The organism is Cytobacillus purgationiresistens (assembly GCF_030813235.1).
In the GTDB taxonomy this organism is placed as follows: Bacteria; Bacillota; Bacilli; order Bacillales; family Cytobacillaceae; genus Cytobacillus; species Cytobacillus purgationiresistens.
In genome coordinates this window covers 1-24,202 of sequence record NZ_JAUSUB010000038.1, presented here as the reverse complement: position 1 = coordinate 24,202, position 24,202 = coordinate 1, and the positions used below count along the sequence as shown (strand labels likewise).

24 protein-coding genes and 1 pseudogene are annotated in these 24,202 nt (G+C 31.6%); 1 reads left to right on the top strand and 24 read right to left on the bottom strand.

Annotation, left to right across the window (positions count from 1 at the left end; translation table 11 throughout):
• Window positions 1-19 precede the first annotated feature (19 nt).
• Together J2S17_RS25565 and J2S17_RS25560 are read right to left on the bottom strand one after the other, a co-directional pair.
• A pseudogene (locus tag J2S17_RS25565) lies at window positions 20-1,681 on the bottom strand (ABC-F family ATP-binding cassette domain-containing protein).
• 318 nt (window positions 1,682-1,999) lie between these two features.
• On the bottom strand, window positions 2,000-2,152 hold the full coding sequence (locus tag J2S17_RS25560) for a hypothetical protein (protein ID WP_307479383.1): 153 nt from the start codon (window positions 2,150-2,152) through the stop codon (window positions 2,000-2,002).
• A gap of 880 nt (window positions 2,153-3,032) precedes the next feature.
• Between J2S17_RS25560 and J2S17_RS25555 the strand changes: the two genes are divergently transcribed.
• Entirely contained in the window at window positions 3,033-3,167 is a 135-nt protein-coding gene (locus J2S17_RS25555) for a hypothetical protein (protein ID WP_307479431.1), read from the top strand.
• On the opposite strand, the gene J2S17_RS25550 is transcribed toward J2S17_RS25555, so the two are convergent.
• The 22 genes from J2S17_RS25550 to J2S17_RS25445 all read right to left on the bottom strand — a co-directional run bounded on the left by J2S17_RS25550 (window position 3,133) and on the right by J2S17_RS25445 (window position 24,091).
• A complete protein-coding gene (locus tag J2S17_RS25550; RefSeq protein ID WP_370875127.1) occupies window positions 3,133-3,858 on the bottom strand; it encodes an ATP-binding cassette domain-containing protein in 726 nt (241 codons plus the stop codon). The two genes, J2S17_RS25555 and J2S17_RS25550, sit on opposite strands and share 35 nt — an antisense overlap.
• Window positions 3,859-3,912: 54 nt before the next feature.
• A complete protein-coding gene (locus J2S17_RS25545; RefSeq protein ID WP_307479379.1) occupies window positions 3,913-4,449 on the bottom strand; it encodes a tubby C-terminal domain-like protein in 537 nt (178 codons plus the stop codon).
• A complete protein-coding gene (locus J2S17_RS25540; protein ID WP_307479378.1) occupies window positions 4,446-4,784 on the bottom strand; it encodes a LytTR family DNA-binding domain-containing protein in 339 nt (112 codons plus the stop codon). The genes J2S17_RS25545 and J2S17_RS25540 overlap by 4 nt, the downstream gene beginning before the upstream one ends.
• A gap of 5 nt (window positions 4,785-4,789) precedes the next feature.
• Entirely contained in the window at window positions 4,790-5,248 is a 459-nt protein-coding gene (locus J2S17_RS25535; RefSeq protein ID WP_307479376.1) for a hypothetical protein, read from the bottom strand.
• A 171-nt stretch (window positions 5,249-5,419) separates the two neighbouring features.
• Window positions 5,420-5,836: an NAD(+)--rifampin ADP-ribosyltransferase gene (gene arr, locus J2S17_RS25530; protein WP_307479373.1), complete on the bottom strand. Its 417-nt coding sequence runs from the start codon at window positions 5,834-5,836 to the stop codon at window positions 5,420-5,422.
• Window positions 5,837-5,905: 69 nt separating this feature from the next.
• Window positions 5,906-6,400, bottom strand: a complete 495-nt coding sequence (locus J2S17_RS25525) for a cysteine hydrolase family protein (RefSeq protein ID WP_307479372.1) — start codon at window positions 6,398-6,400, stop codon at window positions 5,906-5,908.
• A 582-nt stretch (window positions 6,401-6,982) separates the two neighbouring features.
• Complete coding sequence (locus tag J2S17_RS25520; protein ID WP_307479369.1) at window positions 6,983-7,933, bottom strand: zinc-binding dehydrogenase; 951 nt, start codon at window positions 7,931-7,933, stop codon at window positions 6,983-6,985.
• A gap of 750 nt (window positions 7,934-8,683) precedes the next feature.
• Window positions 8,684-8,827 carry a hypothetical protein gene (locus tag J2S17_RS25515; protein WP_307479366.1) on the bottom strand — a complete coding sequence of 48 codons (144 nt, stop codon included), beginning with the start codon at window positions 8,825-8,827 and terminating at the stop codon, window positions 8,684-8,686.
• A 523-nt stretch (window positions 8,828-9,350) separates the two neighbouring features.
• Window positions 9,351-9,569 (bottom strand): DUF2187 family protein, encoded by a 219-nt coding sequence (locus J2S17_RS25510; RefSeq protein WP_307479363.1) that lies wholly within the window; start codon window positions 9,567-9,569, stop codon window positions 9,351-9,353.
• The gene (locus J2S17_RS25505) at window positions 9,520-9,720 is read right to left on the bottom strand and encodes an aspartyl-phosphate phosphatase Spo0E family protein (RefSeq protein ID WP_307479362.1); all 201 of its coding nucleotides are present in this window, start codon (window positions 9,718-9,720) and stop codon (window positions 9,520-9,522) included. The genes J2S17_RS25510 and J2S17_RS25505 overlap by 50 nt, the downstream gene beginning before the upstream one ends.
• Before the next feature lie 135 nt (window positions 9,721-9,855).
• Window positions 9,856-10,110 carry a hypothetical protein gene (locus J2S17_RS25500; RefSeq protein WP_307479359.1) on the bottom strand — a complete coding sequence of 85 codons (255 nt, stop codon included), beginning with the start codon at window positions 10,108-10,110 and terminating at the stop codon, window positions 9,856-9,858.
• A gap of 180 nt (window positions 10,111-10,290) precedes the next feature.
• Window positions 10,291-12,333, bottom strand: coding sequence for an ATP-dependent helicase (locus J2S17_RS25495; RefSeq protein ID WP_307479356.1), 2,043 nt, complete (start codon window positions 12,331-12,333; stop codon window positions 10,291-10,293).
• A 248-nt stretch (window positions 12,334-12,581) separates the two neighbouring features.
• The gene (locus tag J2S17_RS25490) at window positions 12,582-13,451 is read right to left on the bottom strand and encodes a hypothetical protein (protein WP_307479354.1); all 870 of its coding nucleotides are present in this window, start codon (window positions 13,449-13,451) and stop codon (window positions 12,582-12,584) included.
• A 223-nt stretch (window positions 13,452-13,674) separates the two neighbouring features.
• On the bottom strand, window positions 13,675-13,842 hold the full coding sequence (locus tag J2S17_RS25485; protein WP_307479351.1) for a hypothetical protein: 168 nt from the start codon (window positions 13,840-13,842) through the stop codon (window positions 13,675-13,677).
• 349 nt (window positions 13,843-14,191) lie between these two features.
• A complete protein-coding gene (locus J2S17_RS25480) occupies window positions 14,192-14,500 on the bottom strand; it encodes a hypothetical protein (protein WP_307479348.1) in 309 nt (102 codons plus the stop codon).
• Between the two features lie 83 nt (window positions 14,501-14,583).
• Window positions 14,584-14,862, bottom strand: coding sequence for a hypothetical protein (locus tag J2S17_RS25475; protein ID WP_307479346.1), 279 nt, complete (start codon window positions 14,860-14,862; stop codon window positions 14,584-14,586).
• 464 nt (window positions 14,863-15,326) lie between these two features.
• A complete protein-coding gene (locus J2S17_RS25470) occupies window positions 15,327-17,447 on the bottom strand; it encodes an RNA-binding domain-containing protein (protein ID WP_307479342.1) in 2,121 nt (706 codons plus the stop codon).
• A 92-nt stretch (window positions 17,448-17,539) separates the two neighbouring features.
• Window positions 17,540-20,317, bottom strand: a complete 2,778-nt coding sequence (locus J2S17_RS25465) for a sacsin N-terminal ATP-binding-like domain-containing protein (RefSeq protein WP_307479339.1) — start codon at window positions 20,315-20,317, stop codon at window positions 17,540-17,542.
• Between the two features lie 466 nt (window positions 20,318-20,783).
• Window positions 20,784-21,968, bottom strand: coding sequence for a spr1629 family repressor/antitoxin (locus J2S17_RS25460; RefSeq protein WP_307479336.1), 1,185 nt, complete (start codon window positions 21,966-21,968; stop codon window positions 20,784-20,786).
• Between the two features lie 27 nt (window positions 21,969-21,995).
• On the bottom strand, window positions 21,996-22,766 hold the full coding sequence (locus J2S17_RS25455) for a spr1630 family ClpXP-sensitive toxin (RefSeq protein WP_307479333.1): 771 nt from the start codon (window positions 22,764-22,766) through the stop codon (window positions 21,996-21,998).
• Between the two features lie 100 nt (window positions 22,767-22,866).
• Window positions 22,867-23,304, bottom strand: a complete 438-nt coding sequence (locus tag J2S17_RS25450) for a Tn7-like element transposition protein TnsE (protein ID WP_307479331.1) — start codon at window positions 23,302-23,304, stop codon at window positions 22,867-22,869.
• Window positions 23,288-24,091 carry a TnsA endonuclease N-terminal domain-containing protein gene (locus J2S17_RS25445; protein ID WP_307479328.1) on the bottom strand — a complete coding sequence of 268 codons (804 nt, stop codon included), beginning with the start codon at window positions 24,089-24,091 and terminating at the stop codon, window positions 23,288-23,290. Before J2S17_RS25445 ends, J2S17_RS25450 begins: the two co-directional genes overlap by 17 nt.
• Between the last annotated feature and the right edge of the window lie 111 nt (window positions 24,092-24,202).

Sequence of the window (24,202 nt, the reverse complement as noted above, 5' to 3'; positions counted from 1 at the left end):
CTTCTTCTTCATCATTGTATTATTCCCTAGTCAAGAGACCAGCTACTTCTTTCTCTTTTTGCGATTTAGCTTCAACATAGTCATCATAGTTGCCGTTATATACAAGGGCTCCTGTTGGATAGAGTTCCAACATTTTGTCAGCTAACTTATTCAAAAAATAACGGTCATGAGAAATAAAAAACAAGGTACCCTCATAATTCATGAGTGCAGATTCCAGCACCCCTTTACTGAATAAATCCAAATGATTTGTCGGCTCGTCTATAATAAGAACATTAGCTTCTTGTAACATAAGCTTGGATAGCGCAACACGTGCTTTTTCACCACCACTAAGAGCAGATATTTTCTTAAACACATCTTCACCGGTAAACAAAAAATTCCCAAGTACAGTACGAATTCTAGCCTCTTCAATATGAGGAAACGTATTCCATAACTCATCTAATATCGTATTATTGGGATGCAAAGTCGATTGCTCTTGATCGTAGTAAGCAATAGTAACTCCATTTCCCCAAGTTATTACGCCACTTTCTGGTTTATAATCATCGATTAACGTCTTAAGTAGTGTTGACTTTCCAACACCATTTGGACCAATTAATGCTACTTTTTCACCTCGTCGTAGTTGGAAACTAATTTTCTTTAATAGAGGTTTTCGTTCAGTATTTACTCCGACATAGATATCAATATCTCGAACTTGTAACACCTCTTTATGAGACGTTTTTTCTATTGAAAACGACATCTGTGCACGTTTTAAGTCTTTGAGAGGTTTATCTATACGTTCAATTCTCTCAAGCTGCTTTCTTTTGTTTTTTGCACTTTTAGACGACGTTGCCATGGTGATGTTCCGTTGAATGTAATCTTCCATCTTTGTAATTTGTTCTTGTTGCATTGAATATTTCTTAGATAAAATTTCACGGTTTTTCTCTTTGTTCTCTATATATTTCGAATAGTTGCCTATATATCGTCGTGCTTCTGTTCGCTCAATTTCATAAATAATGGTCACAAGCGAGTCCAAAAAGTAACGATCATGTTAAACAACAAGGATAGTACCTGGGTATGAGCGTAAATAACCTTCTAACCAAGCTAAAGTTGCAAGATCCAAATGATTTGTAGGCTCATCCAGTATAAGCAAATCTGGCTGTTCCAGTAATATTTTAGCTAAATCAAGTCTCGTTTTTTGACCTCCACTTAACTTATGAATGAGTGTGTCTCTAGGAAAATCCTCAAAGCCCATCCCATGCAAAACACCACGAATTTTTGCATCTATTTCATAACCACCATGCTCCATAAACCAGTCACATTTTTCTGCATAACGATTCAAAACTCTTTCATATTCCTTAGTGTTATCAATCAAAGAAGGTTCGCTCATTGTTCTTTCTAACTCTCGAAGTTCTTTTTCAACCTCAAGAAGATTAGAGAAGACATTCAACATTTCATTCCAAATCGTATTATCCATTTGTAGTCCACTGTTTTGACGCAAATAACCAATTTTTGTTTCTTTTCCAATATAAATCTCTCCATTATCGTAAGGCATATCCCCAGCAATAATCTTTAACAAGGTTGATTTTCCAGCGCCGTTCACTCCAACAAGACCAATCCGGTCACCTGATTCAATTTTCATTGTTATATTTGAAAGTACAAGTTCACCTACATAGCTTTTACTAATATCATTTAATTGCAATAACATGTTTATCACTCTTTCTTAATAATTTTTTCATTCTCAATTTCTTAATATTTATTTATTTCTAACGTATTCCGTTAACCAGGAATCCACAAATATATGTTCATCTCAACTATCTCCTTTAAAACACAAAAAGACGCCGATTCCATCGGCGCCTAAAGGTTACATAATACTCTATAAATAAAATTTATAAATATCAGAGATTATACTGTACATTTTGTGTTAGAACACAAAAAGACGCCAAACAGAGCCGGCGCCTAGTAATATTGCTTACTTACTAATTAGTCAAAATGCACAAAACCATTTAAGGATATTCTACAAATTCTAAAATAAGAAGACAAAAAGCTTCCGGTAGCTGTTTTCCATATGAAGTTTGCCTAAAAAAGGACAGACTAGTCCCGTTACAAGCAATCCCCCAAGTAGTAAATATGCTTTCACTTCTTTTTTAAACACTACATTTGTGAATACAGTTTCCATTACTTTTTGCCTCCTTTCATACTTAATAAAAATAATAATAATTATTCTACTATATATTTATTAAAAAAGCAACTCAGATTATACAATTTGCCTTCATCTTTATTTCTATTGGATAACTCACTCTTGTCCCCATAGAAAAAACACCTCCACGTTGTAATTATGGGTTTAATACCCGTTTTTCAACGAAAGATGTTTTAATTTGTCTCATTTTTTAGGTCAGTGCATATCTAAGTTTACGAGAAGGGTTGTTACCTCCTGTCTTTCACGCTAAAAAGCGTTTATAACAGAACTTGTCGCGCTGGCCCGATTGTTGAACAAAATTAAAAAAGCCATTTTATTCATTAGTTCATGGATAAAATCACCATAAACGACCGTTTTTGGCTAATAACAGTGAACTTCTCTAAAACCTCATGTAACTTTTGGAGTTATTTTGCACGTATTTTAAGTGTTATTTTTGCACTATAAGTAAATATGAAAAAGCCCAATTTCTCATTAAAATTGAGAAATTGGACTTTTATCGTTACTCCGGAAAAGCGCCCTTTTGTTGAATAAAAATCTTTATAAAGATACTGAAGTATTAGGCTTATTGTTTGAACCTTCAATGTTAGATAAGGTAGTTGCTCTTATCCATAAATAGACTCCTTGTGCACTTAGAATAGCAATAATTAAATAACTTAAAATTGAAGAACCTTCACTGTAGCTGGGGTAGAACGTATGGCCCGTGGGACCATGATCCCGTCCGCAAAACAGTTCACCCCCTACTTGTAGAAACATGTTTGAGGCTGGTTGGGACTAAGATCTCGTATAACAAGCGAAGCTATGACACTACAGGGAGGAGATTTAGGGGTACCGGTAATTTTTTTTTGGAGGAGGAATTTGAATGAGTCCAGTCATTGGTCTGGATGTAGCGAAAGGTGAAAGTCAGGTTCAAGCATACTTGGATAAAAAGAAACCGTATAAAAAGAGTTTTAAAGTACAAACTATTCCTCCCATCCTTGTAGAGCAACACCTATAATTTCCACATTGTTCATGGAAAGAAATTTTATCAAGTCTTGAAGAATTTCTTCCTCAATACTATAAATGCTAGTGTCAATAATTTTGAAATTTCCATTATAACGATTTATAAGTTTTTTGAGATTAATATTATTTGTCTTTGTTCTAACATAGTAACGTGTAAGATTATTCTTTATCTCACGAACTGTACCTTCTTTCAAATATAGTAATGAATCACTTAACTCTTTTAAAGAATCAACTAAATGACTAGAGATAATTATTATCTTTCCTCTTTCTTTTAAGGAAATTAAGTACTTTTTAATAATTTCTACACTCGTATAATCTAAACCATTATATGGCTCGTCTAATATGTAGACATCTGCATCCCTAACCAAAGTACAAAGTAAAAATGCCTTTTGCTTGTTACCTAATGACAACCGATTAATTTTTTTATTTTGCTCAATGAAATTTAAATCCTGCTCTAATTTTCCGATATCTAATATTGGATTAAATAAAGCATAAAGTTGTTTATTGTAAATATAACTCTTATTCATAGTTAATCCCAAGGTATCTAGAGTACCCGATACTTGTAAATGAGAGCCAAACCACTCATGGAACATAAGCTTCTTCATTAGGGTAGTTTTTCCAGATCCATTCGCTCCAACTAATCCATAAATTTTCCCTTTTTCAAAGACATGATCAAATGATTTGATGATTTTTTCTTTTGTAATTCTATTCCATTTATAGAAACTTTTAATTTGTTTATATCAATCACCTACAAAATAAAGCATTTGTCCTAATACTGAGTAAAAGAGTGGATCTTGTATTGTAGCTATCTCTTCAATTTCAATATTCACTTTGAATTTATCCTTAATTGAAATCTTCCATCTAGCTACTTCATTACCATTTTCATAAAATTTCACCCAGTCTAGAATCCCTTTCTTGGATAAAATCTCTATATTATTACCCGCTATTATGTATTCAGGGTTAATAATATCTATACCCTTTTGTCTTGCAACAAATTTTTCTCCTTTCAAATCACCCTCTAGATACTCAATATTAAAATCCGATCTTTTTAATTTATAGTGATTTTTCTTTGCAGCAATTACTTGTGTACCTTTTTGATTAAATGCTCTAAAGTTTGAAAGTAATTTATTTTCCCCTATCCACATATCGAAGATTTTATGGAAAATTGACTTAAAATGCCGCTCAAGTGCTCCAAGTTCATTTCCATTCTCATCTTTAATTGTCGATCGAACAGTACTTGATTTTACGTAAGGTCCTTGGTAGCTATATGCATTCATTTAATATCCCCCAATGTTGTAACTAACTTTTTTACACACTTTCTTGAAATTGGTATTTCAAAGCTGTTTCCAATAGCATAATAACTAGCTTCAGAATACTTTTCAATTCTTCTGACGTATTTCATATTTAGAATAAATGAGCGATGTACCTTAAAAAAAGAATCATCTTTACAGAGGATTTCTTCAATTGTTTTTAATGTGTATTTTAAGTAGTCAACTTTTGTACCAGATGATAATGAAATATTGACTTTTCCTTCAATAGCTTCAACAAACATAATTTCACCAATAGGAAAAATATGAATCTTTGTGTTTTCTTTTAGTATCAAATTTTCCAATTCTCTTAGCCTCCCATAAACGTTTCAATTAAATATGGTGATATATATGTTTCAACTAACCCTGAAAGTAATAAAACTAATATAGTCAATAAGTAATTGATTTTATATTCTCTAAATAACCCTTTTTCATTATCAACTCCTCTATTAATTATCAATTTATAGTTAAGATATAGTACTTGGAAACATACAAAGATCTCTCCTACTACGTGCGGCATACTAATCAAGAACTCTAGTAGGTTACTATCATATATAGAAATAGAATTTCCAATTTTATAAAAGAAAAAGGAAATAGCTATAAATGCCACTCCAATGAAGCTTAACAAATAATAGATACTAATCATAAGAAGGTTGACGAAAAAGATAACACCTAGCAAAAATAAGCCAGTTTCTTCAATTAAGATAATACTTTTATCTTCTTTTAAAAAGTATTCATTATGTACAAATCCATATACACCTGAAATCAAAGGCACAACTAGTATCGTGAATATAAGAATAATTTTTAGAGTAAATTTACCAAATATCCCCTTTACGAACAACTATTTTTTTGAAAAGGAACCCCTCAAGAATTGAGGGGCTTGGGAGTTCTATTTTATTTATCTATATTTTGAAAATCATGACTTTATAGATTTTGAGGATTAATCGTATATTACATATTTTCCTTCTTCAGTTAACTTTTTTAAAGAAGCAAGCATATGATTTATTTCTTCATCGGAATGTCTTTCCCATGAACTTAATTCAGCTATTATTTTCAAAGGAGATTTTGACCTATAAGAACGTGTTGGGTTTCCAGGAAATTTTTTGTCAGTTAAGTTCGGATCATTTTCAAAATCACCTAATGGTTCTACAATATAAATTCTTTCTTTTGATTCAGATCTTGCTAATTCAGCACCCCATTTAGCAGCATTCAATGTTGCAGTAAAATATATATAGTTAGATTTTTTATCTTGGTAATTTGATAAGTACTGTGGTTCTAATAAATCCCCAATTTTTAGTTCTGCTTTAGTACCATGAAAAAAAGGACCATTATCTAAAACATCTTTTTTGTCATTCATACTGATACACCCCTTATATTTTTAGATTTGTATATAACAGCATAATATAGGAATTACAAAAAGAGTAGTCTATAAAAATGTTAAAAATCTATTATTCCAAAGATTCTCATGATGCTCAATGATTGTTTTAGCTCCTAGGAGTTCACTGTTAAGGGTGGTAGTTAACCCTTTTTTCATAAATAATTTATATCCTAATCCATGAGCCATTCTGATAGTTGTATCAACACAATATTCAGTTTGTGCGCCACAAATTTCAAGTTTATTTATATTTAATTTCCTTAGTTGTTCATTCAAATCAGTCTTGTAAAATGAGTTTGCATGTGTTTTGTTGATATAGATATCTGTAACTTTAGCATCTAGTTCAGGAAATAGTTTCCATTCTGGAGAATTAAGAACTAGATCACTATCATTATGTTGAACAAAAATTATAGGATTGTTTTCTTCTCTAAATAAACGTATTCTTTGATTAACCCCATTTAATACATTCTCTAAGTTATAAAGTGGAACATTTTCAGGCTGAACACCAATTTGCAAGTCAATAATTATTAATGCTTTATTTTCCATAATTATTCTCCTCATACCTTTTTTAATAATTTATCTACTTAATAAAATTTTTCTTATGTTCGACTTTTCTTTTCAAGTGAAAAAAGATGCACCGAAAATTCTTTAAGGGTGTGATGATTTGGATGGTACCACTCGTTTATTAACTGAAGATGATTTAGTAAAGTTTCGAGTAAGAGCTTATTTAATCACCATTATCCTGCAACTTCCTTCATTAAGCCTTACTTATTAAATGGCCCTTTAATGGAATAACTTTATTATTTACATAACAGGTCGTAATCCACAAAAAACCGAAATCCCTTCTTTATAGAAATAGGAGATTCCGGTTTTTCAAAACGGTGCGACTTTTTTATAAACAGTTCAACTTTATTTCAAAGCCACACAAATTTACTTTCTCCACTTTTTGTTTGCTATTATGATATTTTTAGATTTGTGTTAACTTAAATTTTACAGAAGGTGTCCTTATTTTATTTAAAAAATATAAAAGCCTGTGAAAATTTACGACAAGTAAAATTTCACAGGCTTTTTCATTTCAGAGGAGGGTTTTGTCCCAACCTCTACCTTTATTACAAAGAAAACTTACATTTATTCAACGACAGCTACTAAGCGGCCTTTTACTTCATGATTTTTCAGTTTTTCTAAGCCTTTGTCGATTTCTTCAAATGGGATTGTGATAAGATTTGGATTCATTTTTCCAGTAGCGAAGCAATCATATACACCTTTTAAGTCTTCCACTGTTCCACCGTTACTTCCTAAAAGCTTAATTTCTTTCGTAATCATTAAATACGTGTTAATATTGGATTCTAATTTACCCATACCAACAATAACAACTGTTCCTTGAAGTTTTACAGCTTCCAGTGCATCAGCAGTTGTTTGACCAAAACCAGCAAAGTCAACAATGACATCACATTCTGCTTCTTTCATATCAAGAATAGTGTCGTACACTTTTGCACCTAGTTCTTCTGCAAGTTTTCTAGCTTCTGGAGAGACATCTGTAGCGTATACTTCGCAACCTTTAATTAATGCCATTTGCACAGCAAATTGACCAAGTCCACCGATACCGATAATTCCTAATTTTGTACCTTCTTTTGCTTGTCCAATACTGAAAATAGCACGATAAGCTGTGATTCCTGCATCAGTTGAAGCTGCACCTTCTACAAAGGACACGCCATCAGGAATTTTGACGCATTGATGAGCAGGAACACGCACTTTTTCTGCATAACCGCCGTCATAGTTGTACCCAGCAGTTACTTTTGTTGCTCTATCCATTGGGTTAGCTCCAACGCGGTCTCCAACTTTGATATCTTCAACGCCTTCACCAACTTCAATAACAACCCCAGCAAACTCATGCCCCATAATAACAGGACCATTTGGGAAAAGTGGCATCCAACCTGGATCTTGTAATGCTGCAACGTCCGAATGGCATAGACCAGCAGCTTTCACATCAATAACAACGTGATTTGCAATCGCTTTTGGATCTTCTTTTTCAATCAACTCTAGTGGAATATTTGTTCCAGTAAATTGCCAGCCTTTCATACTATCGCCTCCAAATTGTTTTATTTCATTATTATACCATAGTATTATCTAAGTTATCTTTGATTCTAATATCTCTAATTCAAGATATATTATAACCAAACTTTACTCTTCTTCTTACTATTTGTCAACAAACTAAACTTTTTGTTGTTTCGTATCTCTGGAATCATCTTCTCGTGAAACAGCAATTTTGACCGATGTTAACATCCTCGTTCGTAAATCCCACCGAACCAGTAATTTCCTTATTTATATTCCAAAAGATAGTTGTGGTCTGAACAGCAATGTCGTATGGTTGTTGAACTTGTGAAAGTATCTTTTTATCCTGGGCAACTTCGATCCCATATGTTAAAAACAACTCGCCATACTGTTTACCATGTAACAACACCAAAGATGTACTATCTCTGCTACTGTTTAAGGTTTGTAACAATAATTCCTGAATTTAAGTCTCTCTTACCTGATGTACTATTTACAAAAATGTATGAAGTATACATCTTTTTTATCGTTTAAGACTTCAACACAGAACTAATATCTCCCAACTGTTCCTATAGGGAGTTGAGTTATTTCCATGTATTGCATCAGCTTACTTCTACTTCTTTCCTAACCATTTCTTTACTCCACAAAATGGCCCTTTAACGTAATAAACAGATGGAGAGATTTAAACAACTTTTTTATTTTTCAAACAAATTTATTATCACTCAACAAATATTTCAAGAAAGAAATTAACAAAATAATCGTCCCAGTACAAGGACGACCTTAAATATTTATTATTTCTCCCAGGAGTTCTATTTCTTCAATAATCATGTTTTTTAATTCACAATTTGTGCTTTCTTTATATTCGTCTAGAAGTCTTCCTATTTCGTTAATGAAAACTAAGTACTCTTCTTCATTTATATCCAAGCTCAACCCTCCCGGCACTACTTATTACCTATGAGTATTGTATCGTATAATTGTTTATTCATTACCATCTATGATATTCAGTATACCCTGAAGTATGAAAAATATAAAAATAGCCCCTGGTGGAAACCAGGAACTAAGCATATCATAGCACCCTATTAAAAATTGGCTGATTGTTTCCAACTTTCGTGATACATCTTAAATTCTTCATGCAGCCATGAGAGGATAACATCCACTACATCTTTAATAAATTTGTTGAGTGTGAAGCTGAGGAGATTTATGTAGTTAGGTATATGTAGTTTTATTTCTTTTTCTAATGTCAAAGGTAGTCCTTTTTCAATCATGGCCGGTTCTATTGAAATATCATACGGCTTAAGCATCTTATACCATTGAAGTTCGCAGTTAAAATTGAGAGGATAGAGTTGTATTTTGTCTGATAGATATTCTTTGAAATTTTGATGTTCAATTACTATCTCAAACGATCCTATATTATTCGGACACATATTAAATTCGATATACCACATAGTTAAATAACCTCATACTTTTTATGATTTACAATCGTGTAGTAATTCTTTAATTGAAGGAATTCAGCATCTGCTGGTGTTACTTCAACTAATACTGACTTATCTCTTACATTTATCACAATGCCAGTAAACTGTCTTTGATTGCGAAAAAAAGTAACCTTATCACCAGGATTATACATAAGATTGTTTATTTGTGAAGTTTTTTTTCGAGGTAGATTCATTTTTACGTATTCCCCCATCTGCTAATTGATTTAAGAGCAGATCAATCTCCTGTGAGATCCTTATTATATAGGGATGTGTTAGTGGTAAAATCTTGCTATTTGTATACATTTCTTGTCTTTTTTCCTCGATACATATAAGAAGATTGTTCATCCTAGTGCTCTCCCTTCACGAAAAAAACACCCTAATAACCTCACGAGAGGTTAGCAGGGTGTTTGTCCTGTTACTGTTTATTTTATTAATTACATCATAACATAAATGTAAGATAATACTAAATATAAAATTTGGCTAAAATAAAGATAATTGCTCTTCCAGCTCACCAATATTAGTGTTGTTTGTAACTGAATACTCTGTTTCTTTAATTTTCTGATTCATAGGTTCATTATTCTTACTTATCCATAATCTACAACACTCTTGTACTTCTGGATCAATATTTTCATAGTAGCAAGCTTTTGTCCCTTCTTCACAAAATGAAAAGTGGGAGCAACAACCAAAGGATTTACTGAAACCAATTTTAGTGTAGCCGCTTTTCGAATTGCTCATGCGGATACCCCCATCTGTTGTTTCCCTTTAATATATGTCACTATAATTTCAGATTTATTTTTAATATGATAGAGATCAACCCTACAATGCCGGTACTTGGAGAAGGTCCTTCCTACATATTGAGCATCTTCTAATAGTGCCTCTCTACAAGGTACAACTCTACTATTATTAACTTTTAGCTCATACAAAAGAATCCACTCCTTCTACATTCATACTTTCTAAAATAAATCTAGAGATTTTCACGGTATTATTTCTATTCATTCTAGGTGAGGAGATATACAATTCCTCTTTTGCTCTGGTAACAGCAACATAGGCCAAGCGTCTTTCTTCTTCAATTGCTGATTGGTCGTTCTGGTCTGTATCTTCTCTCTTAGAAGATTCCAAGGCAGCAGCATGTGGTAGAATCCCCTCAGTTGCACCTATAACAAAAACGGTCTTAAATTCAAGTCCCTTTGATGCATGGATAGTCATAAGTCTGACTGCTTCGATATCCGGCTGACTTCTGAGGGTTTCCATTTCATCGTTTTTCTCTTTTACTCTCTCAATAAATCCTAAAAATGATTTAGGACTATCGAAGCCTCTAGCAGCCTGTTCACACTCATCAAGCATTTCTAACGTATATTCTTTATGAACGGTGAGTGTCTTACGCTGGTCCAGTTCCAAATGCCTTTCATAATTTATGGCACCCAAACGTATCTCCCTAATGGCTCGTGGAGCGGTCATTTTAGCCAAGGAATTTATACAATCAATTTTTTTAAGAATAGATTTTTGGGCAAACCCACTTTTTTTATCTGCAATTCTTTTCAGGACCTTACCTAATAAATCTTTTGAATCAAATCCATCAATTGAGATTTCATCTATAGTAGCCTCTGCTTCAGTTTTGCTGATATATAGGATGGGTGCTGCACTTATTAGCGCGTCTGCATCCATAGGATTCACAGACAATCGCATTAAATCAATTAGTGGCCTTACAAATGAGTTCTCATAGAAAGATTCATTGGATCTTCCATAAGTGATAAAAGGTATATCAGCTAAAAGGAGATGCTCAAAGATTGCTCTGCCTGTAGTATGAGTCCTATAAAGAATTGAGATATCCTTTAATGAGGCACCAGCTGCTTGTTTTGTTTTTATCTCTTTTACAATATTTCTAGCTTCCTCTTCATTGTCATTTGGTTGTAAAAAATTCACTTGTTGCCCAAGAGGCTTAACTACTTTTAGTGTTTTTTTAATCCGCTTCTTATTCACATTAATTATTGAATTACCTAACCCAACAATGTCCGGATTGGATCTATAATTTATATCCATTATCACTTTTCTACAATTAGGGTATGCTTTATCGAAATCAATCATATAGGACGCAGAAGCTGAGCGAAATCCATAAATAGTTTGGTCATCATCGCCTACAATGCATAGATTTTTCTTTGCAGACGTAAGCATTTGTATAATCTCATATTGTACTTTAGAGCTATCTTGGAATTCGTCACATAACACATATTCAAATTGAGACTGATACTTATTTAGTATCGATGGCTCAAACATAAATAAATAATAGACTTCTAATAACATATCATCAAAGTCATACAAATTTTCATCTGCCTTTATTTTTTCATATTGCTCGTAGACATATCTTAATTCAGTTTTAATATCTGAGTTAACATCAACATCAATTGGTCTGATCATATTGTTTTTCCAAGATGAGATGACAGAAAGAATCGTCTCTGGAGCATAGTCATCCTGTCTATTCATCTTCCTAAGAATAGTTTTGATTATATAATGCCGCTTTCTTTCTGAAGACAATACTCTAAAGTTATAACCCTCTTGTCTAAGAATATTTAAAAAGATGGAGTGATAAGTACCGGCAGTCACTGCTCTAGAAGCAGATCGATTCAAACCAGGTATCCTTGCCAGCCTTTCAATCATTTCCACACTAGCTTTTTTAGTAAAAGTAACCAACAGTATTTTAGAAGGATCAATGTTTTTAGTATGAATCATATAGCCAATTTTGGCTGTTAGTACAGTAGTTTTACCACTCCCAGCTCCTGCAATAATAAGGACAGGGCCATCTACTGCTCTCACGGCTTCCTGCTGTGGCTCATTCAATGTAATTCCATAATCCGCGAGCAATTGAAAGTAAAACTCCTTTTCCTGTTTCATAGATGATGTAGGTACTACCTCAGCGATCGGTGCGGTTGTTTTAAAGAAACTTGATATAATTGTATTCATGACATTATCCTCCTGGCCCTTTAAAGGGATGTATTAGATAGCTTCTCTATATTGTGTATTGATGTATCTCTCCCACTCTTGAAGCCATGCAGAAAGCCCATCTTCATAGATAGGCTTTAATCTTTCGTAGTCCTCAGCATAGTACTCTTTCAATAGGACTCTCTTATAATGAAAATAAGGTATTGATTTCATAGCTTTTTTTCCGGTACTTTGAATATGTCGCAGCTGTTCGTCTAAAAAGCATGCTTTTAGAAACGATAGAGGCTCATCATGGATGATTTCTCCCCAGTCCATACCAATGCCAGGCTTGTCACAATTAAAGGGACAGAAATAACATCGGGATCGTTTACTCGGGAACCATTGTCTTGAAGGAACTTAATACTCTCATTTGTAGTCAATCCCTGTTCAATCAGAGGATAGGCCAAGTACATGTAATTGAATTGGGGTGATTGATATAGATTTACTCGATTAATCTCATCGAATGAAAAACCTATATCGATGATAAACCCAATGGCTTTTGGTATACGCTGTGACACTTTTAAACCTAGCTTCTGCATGACTAACTTACGCACTGCTTGCTTTACAGGAACGATTTTAAAGTCCACAGTACATTGTCGAGGCATAATACCTGCAGGGACTTCTTCACCACTCGTTTCGTCTAAGCTGTTACAATAAACAGGCATCTGAAAACGTTGATAGTCAGTATAGATGTATCTAAACAACATTTCTTCTAACCCACCAGGCATACTGCTATGATGTGTAACAATGAAAGGCGTATTATTATTAAACTCTTTTTGCCTTTTTTGCCACCACTTAACTTGTTCATGGATAAATTGAGGTTCGGCTCCTGTATCAGAAAAGACGATATAATCATAGTGAATTTCCCCTCTAAAATACTCCTCAAGCAAATGAGCAGATTGAGTACCTCCACCAAATGAAAGAACATGATAAATATTTGTTTTACCCATCTCTTTCATTTCAGCGATAATCTCATCTTTTGATTTGAACTTCCCCGCTAGATATTTTTTATGTTCCTTAAAATCAAAAGTGTTTGCAAAAAGGCTCATTTGTTCAAATTCATTTTCAGTGTCGTGAAACTCCATTACTCTATTAGTCATAATCAACATCCTATCCCAATTGAGCTTTATCTTTTGAAAATAAAAAAAGCCTCTGGGAAATCGTAATCACAATCAAAAAAGATTGTTACTTACAATTGCCCAAAGGCATTATTATTAATAGCAGCTGCAGACAGTAATGTCGCAAAAAAATTAAAAGAAAAAGCTATATACTAAGTATACAAAAGATTCATTAATTGGACAATTTGATTTATACATCTTTAAATTAAGTTCTTTTAATAGAATGATTTTTATTGATTAATTGATATACATATTCAAGATTATCCATCATATCAGTAACACTATAATCATGGTTTGATGTAATGTTATCAAATAAATCATGATACTTTTGATTTATTTCTCCCTCATCCATTTCGTTCCGAGCAACGTACATCATGGACATGTATATGTTATGGAGTGTTATTTGATTCATTTTTTTGCACCGTCCTATTAGTTTATTTTATATCTTATAAAGCATAATCTCAGCCAGTATCCAGTCTTTTTCTTCATGAAAATCTTGAATTCTAACTCAATTAATATCAATTAATATCCAGTTTATTAGTATCCTATTACGTATGGGTCAAAGCTCCTTTTATATTAGAAATCCAAGGTTCTTTGACTTGCTGGGAAGTTGAGGCTTATTAGTTCACTTTTAGCGCTGTACTCGTTTGCTCAAAGACATGAATATTGATAGCCTTTTCTCTGTGTCAGTAATCCCACAAAACCTGCATTTAATCGGATAATTACTCACTTGGCTGCAACAGGCTAATTAGAATATCTAATTGCTGTTTATGATACCGATCTAAATTACACTGATTGCTATAGATGTTCATTAACTCATCAAGTGTTACAAACTCTACTGTGACACCTTGATATAAACATTCTTCACCTTCAAACATATACGGTCCAAACTGGCTTCCTTCACCGTTCTGCAGATTACTATAAGTGATAGACTTTCCGGAATTTACTATTAACTGGTCGTGAATATTAGTACCTACTATATGGGTCTTATTATTGTCTAAATCTTTTACTTTAATTATTGGAAATAACATTCTTCTCATCCTCTCTAAAATAAAATAGACAGCTATCATAAGATAATCTGTCTTAGCTCAATAAATATTTGATTGCTACAACTTCAAGCACATACTATATCTTCTTTGAACAAATTGATATTAAAATCCTCGACATTATATATTTCAAGTTCATCTTCATCTTTAGCTGGATTACCAGTAGGAAGGCAAACATAAAAGAATGTCTCTCCATCCCATATAGTGTACGTCTCAAGCTTAATGGTTACAGTATTTAATAATGTTAAGCTCCCTGCTTCATCTCCTAGCATTAATACGTCGACATTAACAACCTCATAGATATGATTGTCTGATAAATAAATTTTCTCCTCTAATAAATTTGTCAATTTTCTTAGTCCCCTTTCTCAAAATAAAAAAGCCTTTTGAGCAAGTTTGTTTCCATAGCAATGCTATGTTTACACAAACGCCCAAAAGGCTTAATTGTTGTGATATACCGCGAACAATAGGTTGCAAAAAATAGAATAAGTGTTAATAAATACATTATATAAAAATTCAGTGAACATTATCAAGACCTGTTGGTTTGAAATAAAGATTGATTAAAAGCGGGGTACAAACGTTGATTTTATAATAGAGGAAACCCACAAATTTTGAATAAAGATTGATCAAAATTTGTGGGTTTGGTTTTTGATTGAATCTAACTTTTATAAAAAAGATTGATAATTTGTGAACCAGAATAATTAATTAGGATGCCTAATTGCCTTATACTATTATTAAAGCGAAGCACTCTTTAACACTTTTAATAATTTTCTACTTACAATAAGATATTATCTTTCCAGCCCATTCGAACACATTATCCTCTAACTTCATTTATTACATTTTCATAACTTGAATCGAGAATTGTCTTAGGATTTTGAATCCAACCATATTGAGATTTTGCGTATTGAGATACATTTAAAGATAAATAATCTCCCAATTTTCTATCTGTAATGTATTTATAGTTAAGAGTTACCTCATCCACCGACTCATTTATTGCTTTAGTTAAATAATGAGTCCATATACCATTTTTTAATTTATCACAAGAATAAGAACTTTCCCCATCTTGACATGACAAAAATAATGCATAGTGAGGAAACTCATTTGAGAAAATCATCAATTCTTCGGTATTGATATTAGATATAGTACTTCTAGAGTATTGATCTATAAAACTTTGAGCACATGCATCAATAAAAATGAGTGCATTATTGCATTTAGAGTGTTTTAATGGATCAAGTAATAACTTTCGTAATGAAATTGCAGTGTTCGATATATCTGTTTTACTCATATCGTATGTTGAGATATAGTTAGTGGTACCATCATGAAACCCATGTCCCACATAATAAAATATAAGTCTGTCTTCTTCAGTCATAGAGAACATTTGGTATTTAACAACATCTTCTATCTCATTTTTTATAGTTTGTTCATTTTTTAAAAATATGATATCACTTTCATCTATCTTAAATTTATTTACTAGTATTTCTTTAAATTTTTCAGCGTCATTGTTAGCATATCTTACTGGCGATATTGGATTTATTTGCTTTGGAAAATAATTCTCTATTGAAATAATAATAGCTACTGTTCTTTTAAACTTTGGATTATTTACCATCAAATCAGTTTTCCCTGTTTTATCGTCTAGTACCACAGTAGAAGATACTTTTCGGATATACTTTTGATTATTCAAAAGTATATCCTCATCAGCTTTTTCTGTTTCAATAACAAATACTAATTCTTCACCTTTTTTTATCCAATCAAAACTTACATTAGGCGTTGGATTAAGCATTGCAATTGCCTTATTTGTTATATCAATAACATTAAAGTCCGTACTAAGTCCAACAATTTCATTTTTTATAGGTGATAGCTCTTTTATACCAAATACTATAGTACCACCATTAGTATTAGCAAACGAGGCAATTACTTTAGCTGTTTTTTCAGGTGAAAAAGGCACCGCATCAAATTCTAATATTTCAGATTTAGGATTATCAAATTCAGCATCTTTAATATTGATTTTTTTGATCGGTATTTTATTAATTTTTGTCATTTTCAAGAGTTGTCCAAGTGTAAATTGTTTAGGAGGTGTAATGCCATCCTCATACCAAATCTCTGCATCTACATATTCAAGAACATCAAATTCAGAATCATAATAGAGTCTAATTTTATCATTATCTGATGGTCTAGCCACTACTTTTATATCGTTACCATTTTTAATTATACCTCCAATAACACTTTCTGAAATTACATCAGCAGCGGTACAATCATATTCTGGTAATGTACTAAGATATTTAAGTACATTATCTACGGCTCTTGGAATAAGTGATTTTATATATGTCTTTCTACTAAGGTGCTGCAATGAATCTTCAAAAAAGTCTTCTGATATATCTTTTTTATAGGTATCATTGTCGCCCTCTGATATTGCCAAACTAGTTATATCTCTCATATTTTTTAATGGTACTTCAATGCCTTCTTGAAAAAAGTATTTACTTATTTCATCACTTTCAGCTCTTAATAAAAAATCAAGCTTACTGCTATATCCCTCTAATCCAAAATAAGTGCATAGGTTTTCTGCCAATTTTAATAGTACACTATTTGAATTCCACGGTTTTGTTACATAAATCTTATTTTTATCAACATGCAAGTTCACATATTTCATAAAGTTCATTTCTTCATATGTTATTTTTAAATCTTCTGCTTCATAAATTTCCAAATCATCAATATTATTTTGTAACTTTAATATATTTTGTTTAGTATTGTCATCGATTTCTTCATGTTCTATCCATGATTTAAAATAAGGAACAATAATATTTAGCTTAATTTTTAGACTATCGCACTTTTCTTCATTAGCATATACTAATTTGAAATGATTTTGGGTCAATAACTTCACTTGAAAACACGTCAATAATATTTTAAGATTTGGATGATTTTTATTTTTAGCATTCAATTTTATAAAAGCATATTGTTCTTGAAAAATAGTCTCATTACCATCTATAAAATAATATAAATTGTTACACTCTGTAAAAGTATTTTTACTATTCAACAATCTATTATTTTTAGACCAAATACCAACTTTTCAATATCACTTTCACTCCAATTAATACACTCATCAAGCAAAATTGTATAAATTGCTTGTAATCTTTCGTTATTTTCATTTTTCAACATACCATCTTCTTGAATATCTAAAGAAATTTGTAGAAGTATATTTAGATAATCATTTAAATCTATCATCGTTTTAAATTTAAAAAAAGCTTTCCAGTCCTGCGATAGGTCCGGACCTTTAAATACCGGCAAATATTTTCCAGCAATATCTTTTATTTCTTTTTCATTTAAAAAAACTTCTGAAGATACATATGTTTTACCTTGAAGCGTGGGAATACATTTTATATTTTTAATAAACCATGGTAAATAATTAGCTATGGGATCCCCAATTATGCGACCAGCCTTACCATAATTCCCCCAATATGCTATTGCACTTTTATTAAGTTCTGATAAAGTATTATTTTCTATACAATCTTCCCAAAAAAGAAAACTTACCTTATAATTATTTTCGATATTATTTATTAAATTTAAACTAACAATGTTAGAAAATTCATCAGCATAAAATGTTGTAATATATGGAGTATGACTCATATCTTCTGTATTAAAAAAATCCGCTTTAACACCATAGGTTAACAACATAGATTTAGACTCTTTTTCATTAAAGAGAATAGGGTTAATTCCATCCTTAACCCCCAGAAGTTCAAAAAATCTTCTCCAATCCTTTTTCTCTTGAATGTTATAGCAATATTCTTCACTAATGAATATGTCTTCATTAAGTATCTTTTCAATTTTCAATCTCGGATTATAGAAATCAGACAGGTAACACTCAGATGCTCGCAATAATGTGTTTTTACTAGTCATTAGTTTAATCTCTGATAATTGCATTATAAGATTTTCTTTGAGATCGCCTTTTTTATATAATGAAAATAATTTTTGAATTTCAGATATTGCATTATTTCCATCAATATAGGTACTTGCATATGGTAGGATATTTTGTTTTATGTAAGTTATATCAGTCTTTTCTTCTACTCCAAGATTTTCTAACCAGATTTTTATTTCTAATTCATGTAACAACCAGACTAGTATATCTTTATGGACAAAAGATAATTCATTCTCTATATTATCCCAGTTATCATCACCAGCTGCTGGAAAACAAACTTGTTTAGGATAATTAATTTGATTTTTATGATCCCAAATAAAAGGAAGGTTGTATAGGTATTCTTCGGTAACATCTTTAACCTTTTCTGAATCACAACACCACTTTAAATATTTAATTAACTCCATGTTTTTTTGAATCGAATGTGTTTCTTTGAAAAATACTGACTTTAAAAATAATTTGAAGTCTTTCCATTCAAAACTTCTAACCCCAAGATTTTTTAATTTGCTCAAAAATGAACATTGTTTAACAAAAAACTTAGATGTGACCGTAGAATCATATTTTATAATGAAATTCTTGATAGCTTCTTCATTTATAAAGTTCTTTTCAGATGAATAAGTAAAGTCTATTAACGCTTCTCTAACTTTTATTAATTTATTTTCACGAGATAAAAGAAAAGCTATTTTTTCTTTTGCCTTCTTCACACCTATATTATATGAATTTGCTAAATCGTCACTATATGATATTGGTTCAGGTATTAATTTATATGATTCAAAAGAAATTTCAGTGATAACCAACTCTGAAACCCATTTAAAAACTTCATACGAAATGGATTCAAACAACCATTGATTCCATTTTGAATCTTTATGAATACTTTCCCTATTAGCCGACATAATAAAATTCGTGTTTACCAATACAGGAAACTCGTACTTTGTTTCCCCTGTAGGTAAATATGAATATAAAATTCTATCTTTTTTTTCTAAAGGAACAATGCTGTTGTTAACAATTTGTGCCGCAAAAATCATTTCAATAAAATCGGCATCTAATAATTTCGGGGGAATATGCCGTTCTTCTAAAAGGGTTTTTTTTAAATCCTCTGAAACATTTAAATTAATATTTTTTAATAGCCACTCTTTTTGAGATTCCTTACCTTTATTTAGTATTATTCTATCGATGTTAGATCGATCAATTGTAATAACTTTATCTTCAAAATTAATTTCTGTTATATTCTTTAAAAACAAAAACATATTAATATTCTCTGATAATTTACAGATTGCGTCTATCGTTTCTTCAATATGATTTATTTTAAGTATTGTTGCAACATTTGCATCTATATCTGAAATGAATTTACTGACTTCTTCTCTAATTTCATTACTTTCGGTATATATAGGTATTATCTGCCACGGATATTGAAATATTCTATTATTTTCATTTTCCCAGTCTTTTTGCGATATATCTTCCCATTTCCACCCAAAATTGTACGAACTATCAAATCTAAAAAATTCGCCATCAGTATATATTACAACTTTATTTGACTGACCAAATACTGATTTAAATCCAATTCCTTTATATCCAGTCTTTTTTAAATCGTTTTTTTTGGTTCCATTGTTAATATTACAGATACCAATAATATCTTTTTTATCAAATACTTTACCTGAGTGCGCCACTACTAACTCATCATTAAAGACTTTTATCCAAACTTTTACTCCATCAGCTCTGCAAATTGAATCATCAGCATTTTGTAGAAGCTCATATATAAATCTATCAGAGTCTGTGTAAAGATCTACTGATAAAGCAGTTATAGAATCAGCTTGGTTCACTGCTTGTATTGGATTTTGATAACATGTATTATCATTAAAAATCTGTTGCACCGATGTCGACAATTCAGTACTGTTCATAATATCACCTGCACTAATATATTTTAGATTAACTAAGGATAATCATTTACTTATTTTCTGATAATTAATGGAATAAGTAGAGGTTCCCATTTCAAATTGTAACTATTCATCTACATAAATATAGGGTAAATATTTCGATCATTGATGTATATCTCCATGCGGTATTTGTAATTTAATAAATTTTGTACGACGTAATTTTTAAAATTACCATATTATAACATGAAATCAAACAAAAAAAGGAATGTTAAATAACACCCCCTTATTATCTAAATATTAGCTTAAACAACTTTTTATATCAGTAGCTAATAATTTCGATCCTGCCACACCCTTAATAAATTTCAATTCTCCACTAGCAGACCAATCAATCTCTCCTAAATCCAATAATTTATTGGAAATTTTAACCAAACAATAGAAAATAAAAAGAAGACTTCATTCAATTCTGAAGAACAGTCTTCTAAATTCTACATTAATTAATGATTTTTAAATCATTAATCGAGAAGCTTTGCTGGTTATTATCAAGGTACTTTGCAAAAAACTCCTCTTCAATCCCAGTAATACTTGCTAGAAATTTTATATCTACTTTTAATTCTTCTGTTAATTGTTCTAAATCAATTATCTTCTTCTCCAAGATTAGCTGAAGTATACTTCTTACTTTCATTGGCTTCTCAATAGGAAGAACAGCATCTAACGGTTCTTCTTTTCTATATCCATTTTTATTTATGGACATAAAAAAATAACGAAATTGTTGATGCGTAATTAATTCCAAGTTTCTAGCTCTCATAGCCATAGATTGTAACGAGACTAACCACTTTTCTTTTAATTCTCTATAAGCATCAGGATTAGATACCTTATTGATTTTTGAAACATCTTCAGTAAATGCTTTCATAGGCATAAGAAACTCTGAAGCGAATAAGTGAGCCTCATCTTCTTTTATTTTATAAGATGAATTATCAAGCATATTAAACTCTGTTTTGTAATGTAACAATAAATGTCCTAATTCATGGGCTAAATCAAAATTCCGTCGTGCTGCTGATTTTTTCATATTACCTAATACAATATATGGAATATCATCTTCTGACCATAAACTATATGCATCAATTGTTTCGCCAATTGATTTTTCAAAAATAAATACACCTGATTTTTCTAAATGAAATAAGAAGTTTTTATTATTATCATCCGATAAATTAATATGCTTTCTAGCCAATTGTGCTATATAGCGAATTTGCAATTCACGTTCAATATCTTGATTAGAATTCAAATACTCTAATACCTGTTGGCGTAATGATAATATTTCATTTTTAGGATATTTTATTTTTTTGCCTATTTTCTTTATAAATGCATCTAAAAATTTCACATGCACTAGTTCGCTCTGAGTCTTCATTGCTGAATTTATTGACTCTGAGCGATAGGCTATTCTTTCTATGCGGATATTCTCTGGTTGACTGTTCTCTAGTAAATCTTCGCGAAAAAAATAAGCTGATTTAACTTTAAATAAAGTTTTCATCTTATTTACTACTTCTAATTTAGGAGACACATAACCATTTTCATATTGCCAAACAGCTTGTTCTGTAATACCCAGTTCTTCAGCTAGCTGTGAACGACTTAGCTCATTTAAAATCCGGATATTAGTTAAGCTTTTACCAATAAACAAATTAGTAGCTCCTTTCTTAATTTGATATTAACTCTCTCCAGTTGCTTCATCGCTATCATCTTCGACAATTTCAATATCATATAAACTAGCATCAGGCATTTCAGTTGAATTTTGTAAGATTGCCTTAGTTTGATCTTCCATTTCAATTATATGAGATGTTTTAGTATTGATAAGATCCGTTAAATCTTCAACTAAGTAAGCTTTATTATTTACGGGATTAGGCATCCATAGCTTAATAGCACTAATTAAAAATTCTTCATCAATTTCATAAGTAACAATATAAAACCTGTCATATTGTTTAGCTATTTCTGACACTTCTTCATTCGTTAAAGAATCGAAGGGTGTCTCGTCAAACAATACTAATTGGCGTGATTGACCACCTAGAGTTTTATTAGTCTTACTAGGAAACTCTACATCCTCATTAATACTTATAAATTCCTCCATATAAGCTGATTTCTTACTTTTAGAACGTCCATAAGTATCCTTACCTCTATCAACAGCTTCTGGATCAAAATAACGTGCATTTTTTATCAAAAATAGTGTTTTGATATCTTCAACACTAAATTGTAAATATTGCCACGTAACTCCAGCTTTTGAAAGCTTACTTTCCACCCCTAATTTTTCACATTGAACTGCCACGTGGTGATCAATATGATTTCCTTTTACCCATGCGTAAGCACCATGAACTTTTAAATTACGTGCTGCTTCTTTTCTAACACGTAAATAATCCTTGTACCCTTCGATAATTCCATCAACAATGCTTTCATTTAGCTCTTCTGACAAACGAAACTTTTTCATCAACAAACCAATCCCCTTTGCATTTTGTGGATAAAATCACAACAAAAAATGATTTTCTTTAATTATAATTAAAGTTTAAATGTATTAAAAGGATTATCTATTAAATATCCGAAATTTTATTGATTACCGTCTTTTTAAAGTTACTTGTGTGCTTTACTTTATAAATTGCTAGTCTCTTTTCCCATTTCACTAAACCTTCTTTTAACCAACTACCTGAACTGAATATAATATATTTTAATAAAGGCTCAATATATAATTTAATATTTGACCCATTCAAGGATGTAATAATTAAAGTAGATACACTACGCCCAGCTCTTTCAACTTCTAATAATGCAACTTCTTTTCCGTTCCTTAGTTTTACATATACCACTATATACTTCCTAGGGGTAACGCCATCATCTAAAAACGCAAATGAACGCTCTCCTATGTCCGTTAATTCTCCAACATATGCATCCACACTTTCTACAAAATAAGTCCTTGATAACTCATTTAATACTTCTTTAAAATCCGCTAATTCACCATTAACATATAATGACAAGCGGTTGCTCTACGTTTAATGGCTCTAACATATCAATACGAAGCGTTTTAGTAGCGAGTAAATGATAAAATAGTGTCATACCACTGCCTAACGGCATATGCGTGTCCTTATCAAATTCATTTGTAATCGCTCTTATGCTTTCATTGTTAGTTAAAAAGCGTTGTAATAGGCCCATAGCTAAATTTTCGATGTGCTGAGAAATTAAATTTTGAAAAGCATCGTAATGCTCCAAGCTGTAATAATCATGAATATAGCTAATGTTTCTAGCCATTTCTTTCGGGATTTCTAGCTCCGTTACAATACCCCAATCAATCTGTCTTCTTTCCCAATACACACGTTCAATTTCAAATTTCTCAATGACACGCTCTTTTAACAGCTCGTCTTTCATTTTGATAGTTCTAGCAAGCTCAACTAATCCGTCACCTTTATCTACGGTTAATAAAAAATCCGTTGTCATAACAACTGGCTCATTTGTTTTAGGATCGGTAGGATGCTTAATACCTAGTTCATCTGCAATGACAATTGTTTCTTCCAACGGTAATAAAGGATATTGCTCTCGAATATCTACAATAAAATCCGAATATTCAGTTATATAAAAGTAGTTTCGTTCTAAATCTGATAAAAACTCGTGTTGCCTATTGGTTTTAATGCCTCTTAAACGTGTGGACCTTCCTAATGAGGAAACATCTTGAATGTTTAACCAAGGTTTATAATCCACACCTATACCAGACCCACGACCTCCTTTAATCCACTTTTCAATTTTAGAAGTTCTTATTCGTTTGGACATAAAAAACACCCCTTTAGGGGTACAGCCAACATTTTAACGAAAATATACGCTAAGACAATTTTTGGAATATAAAAGCCGGTTTTCCTTACGCTAAAGGGGAAACCGGCTTTA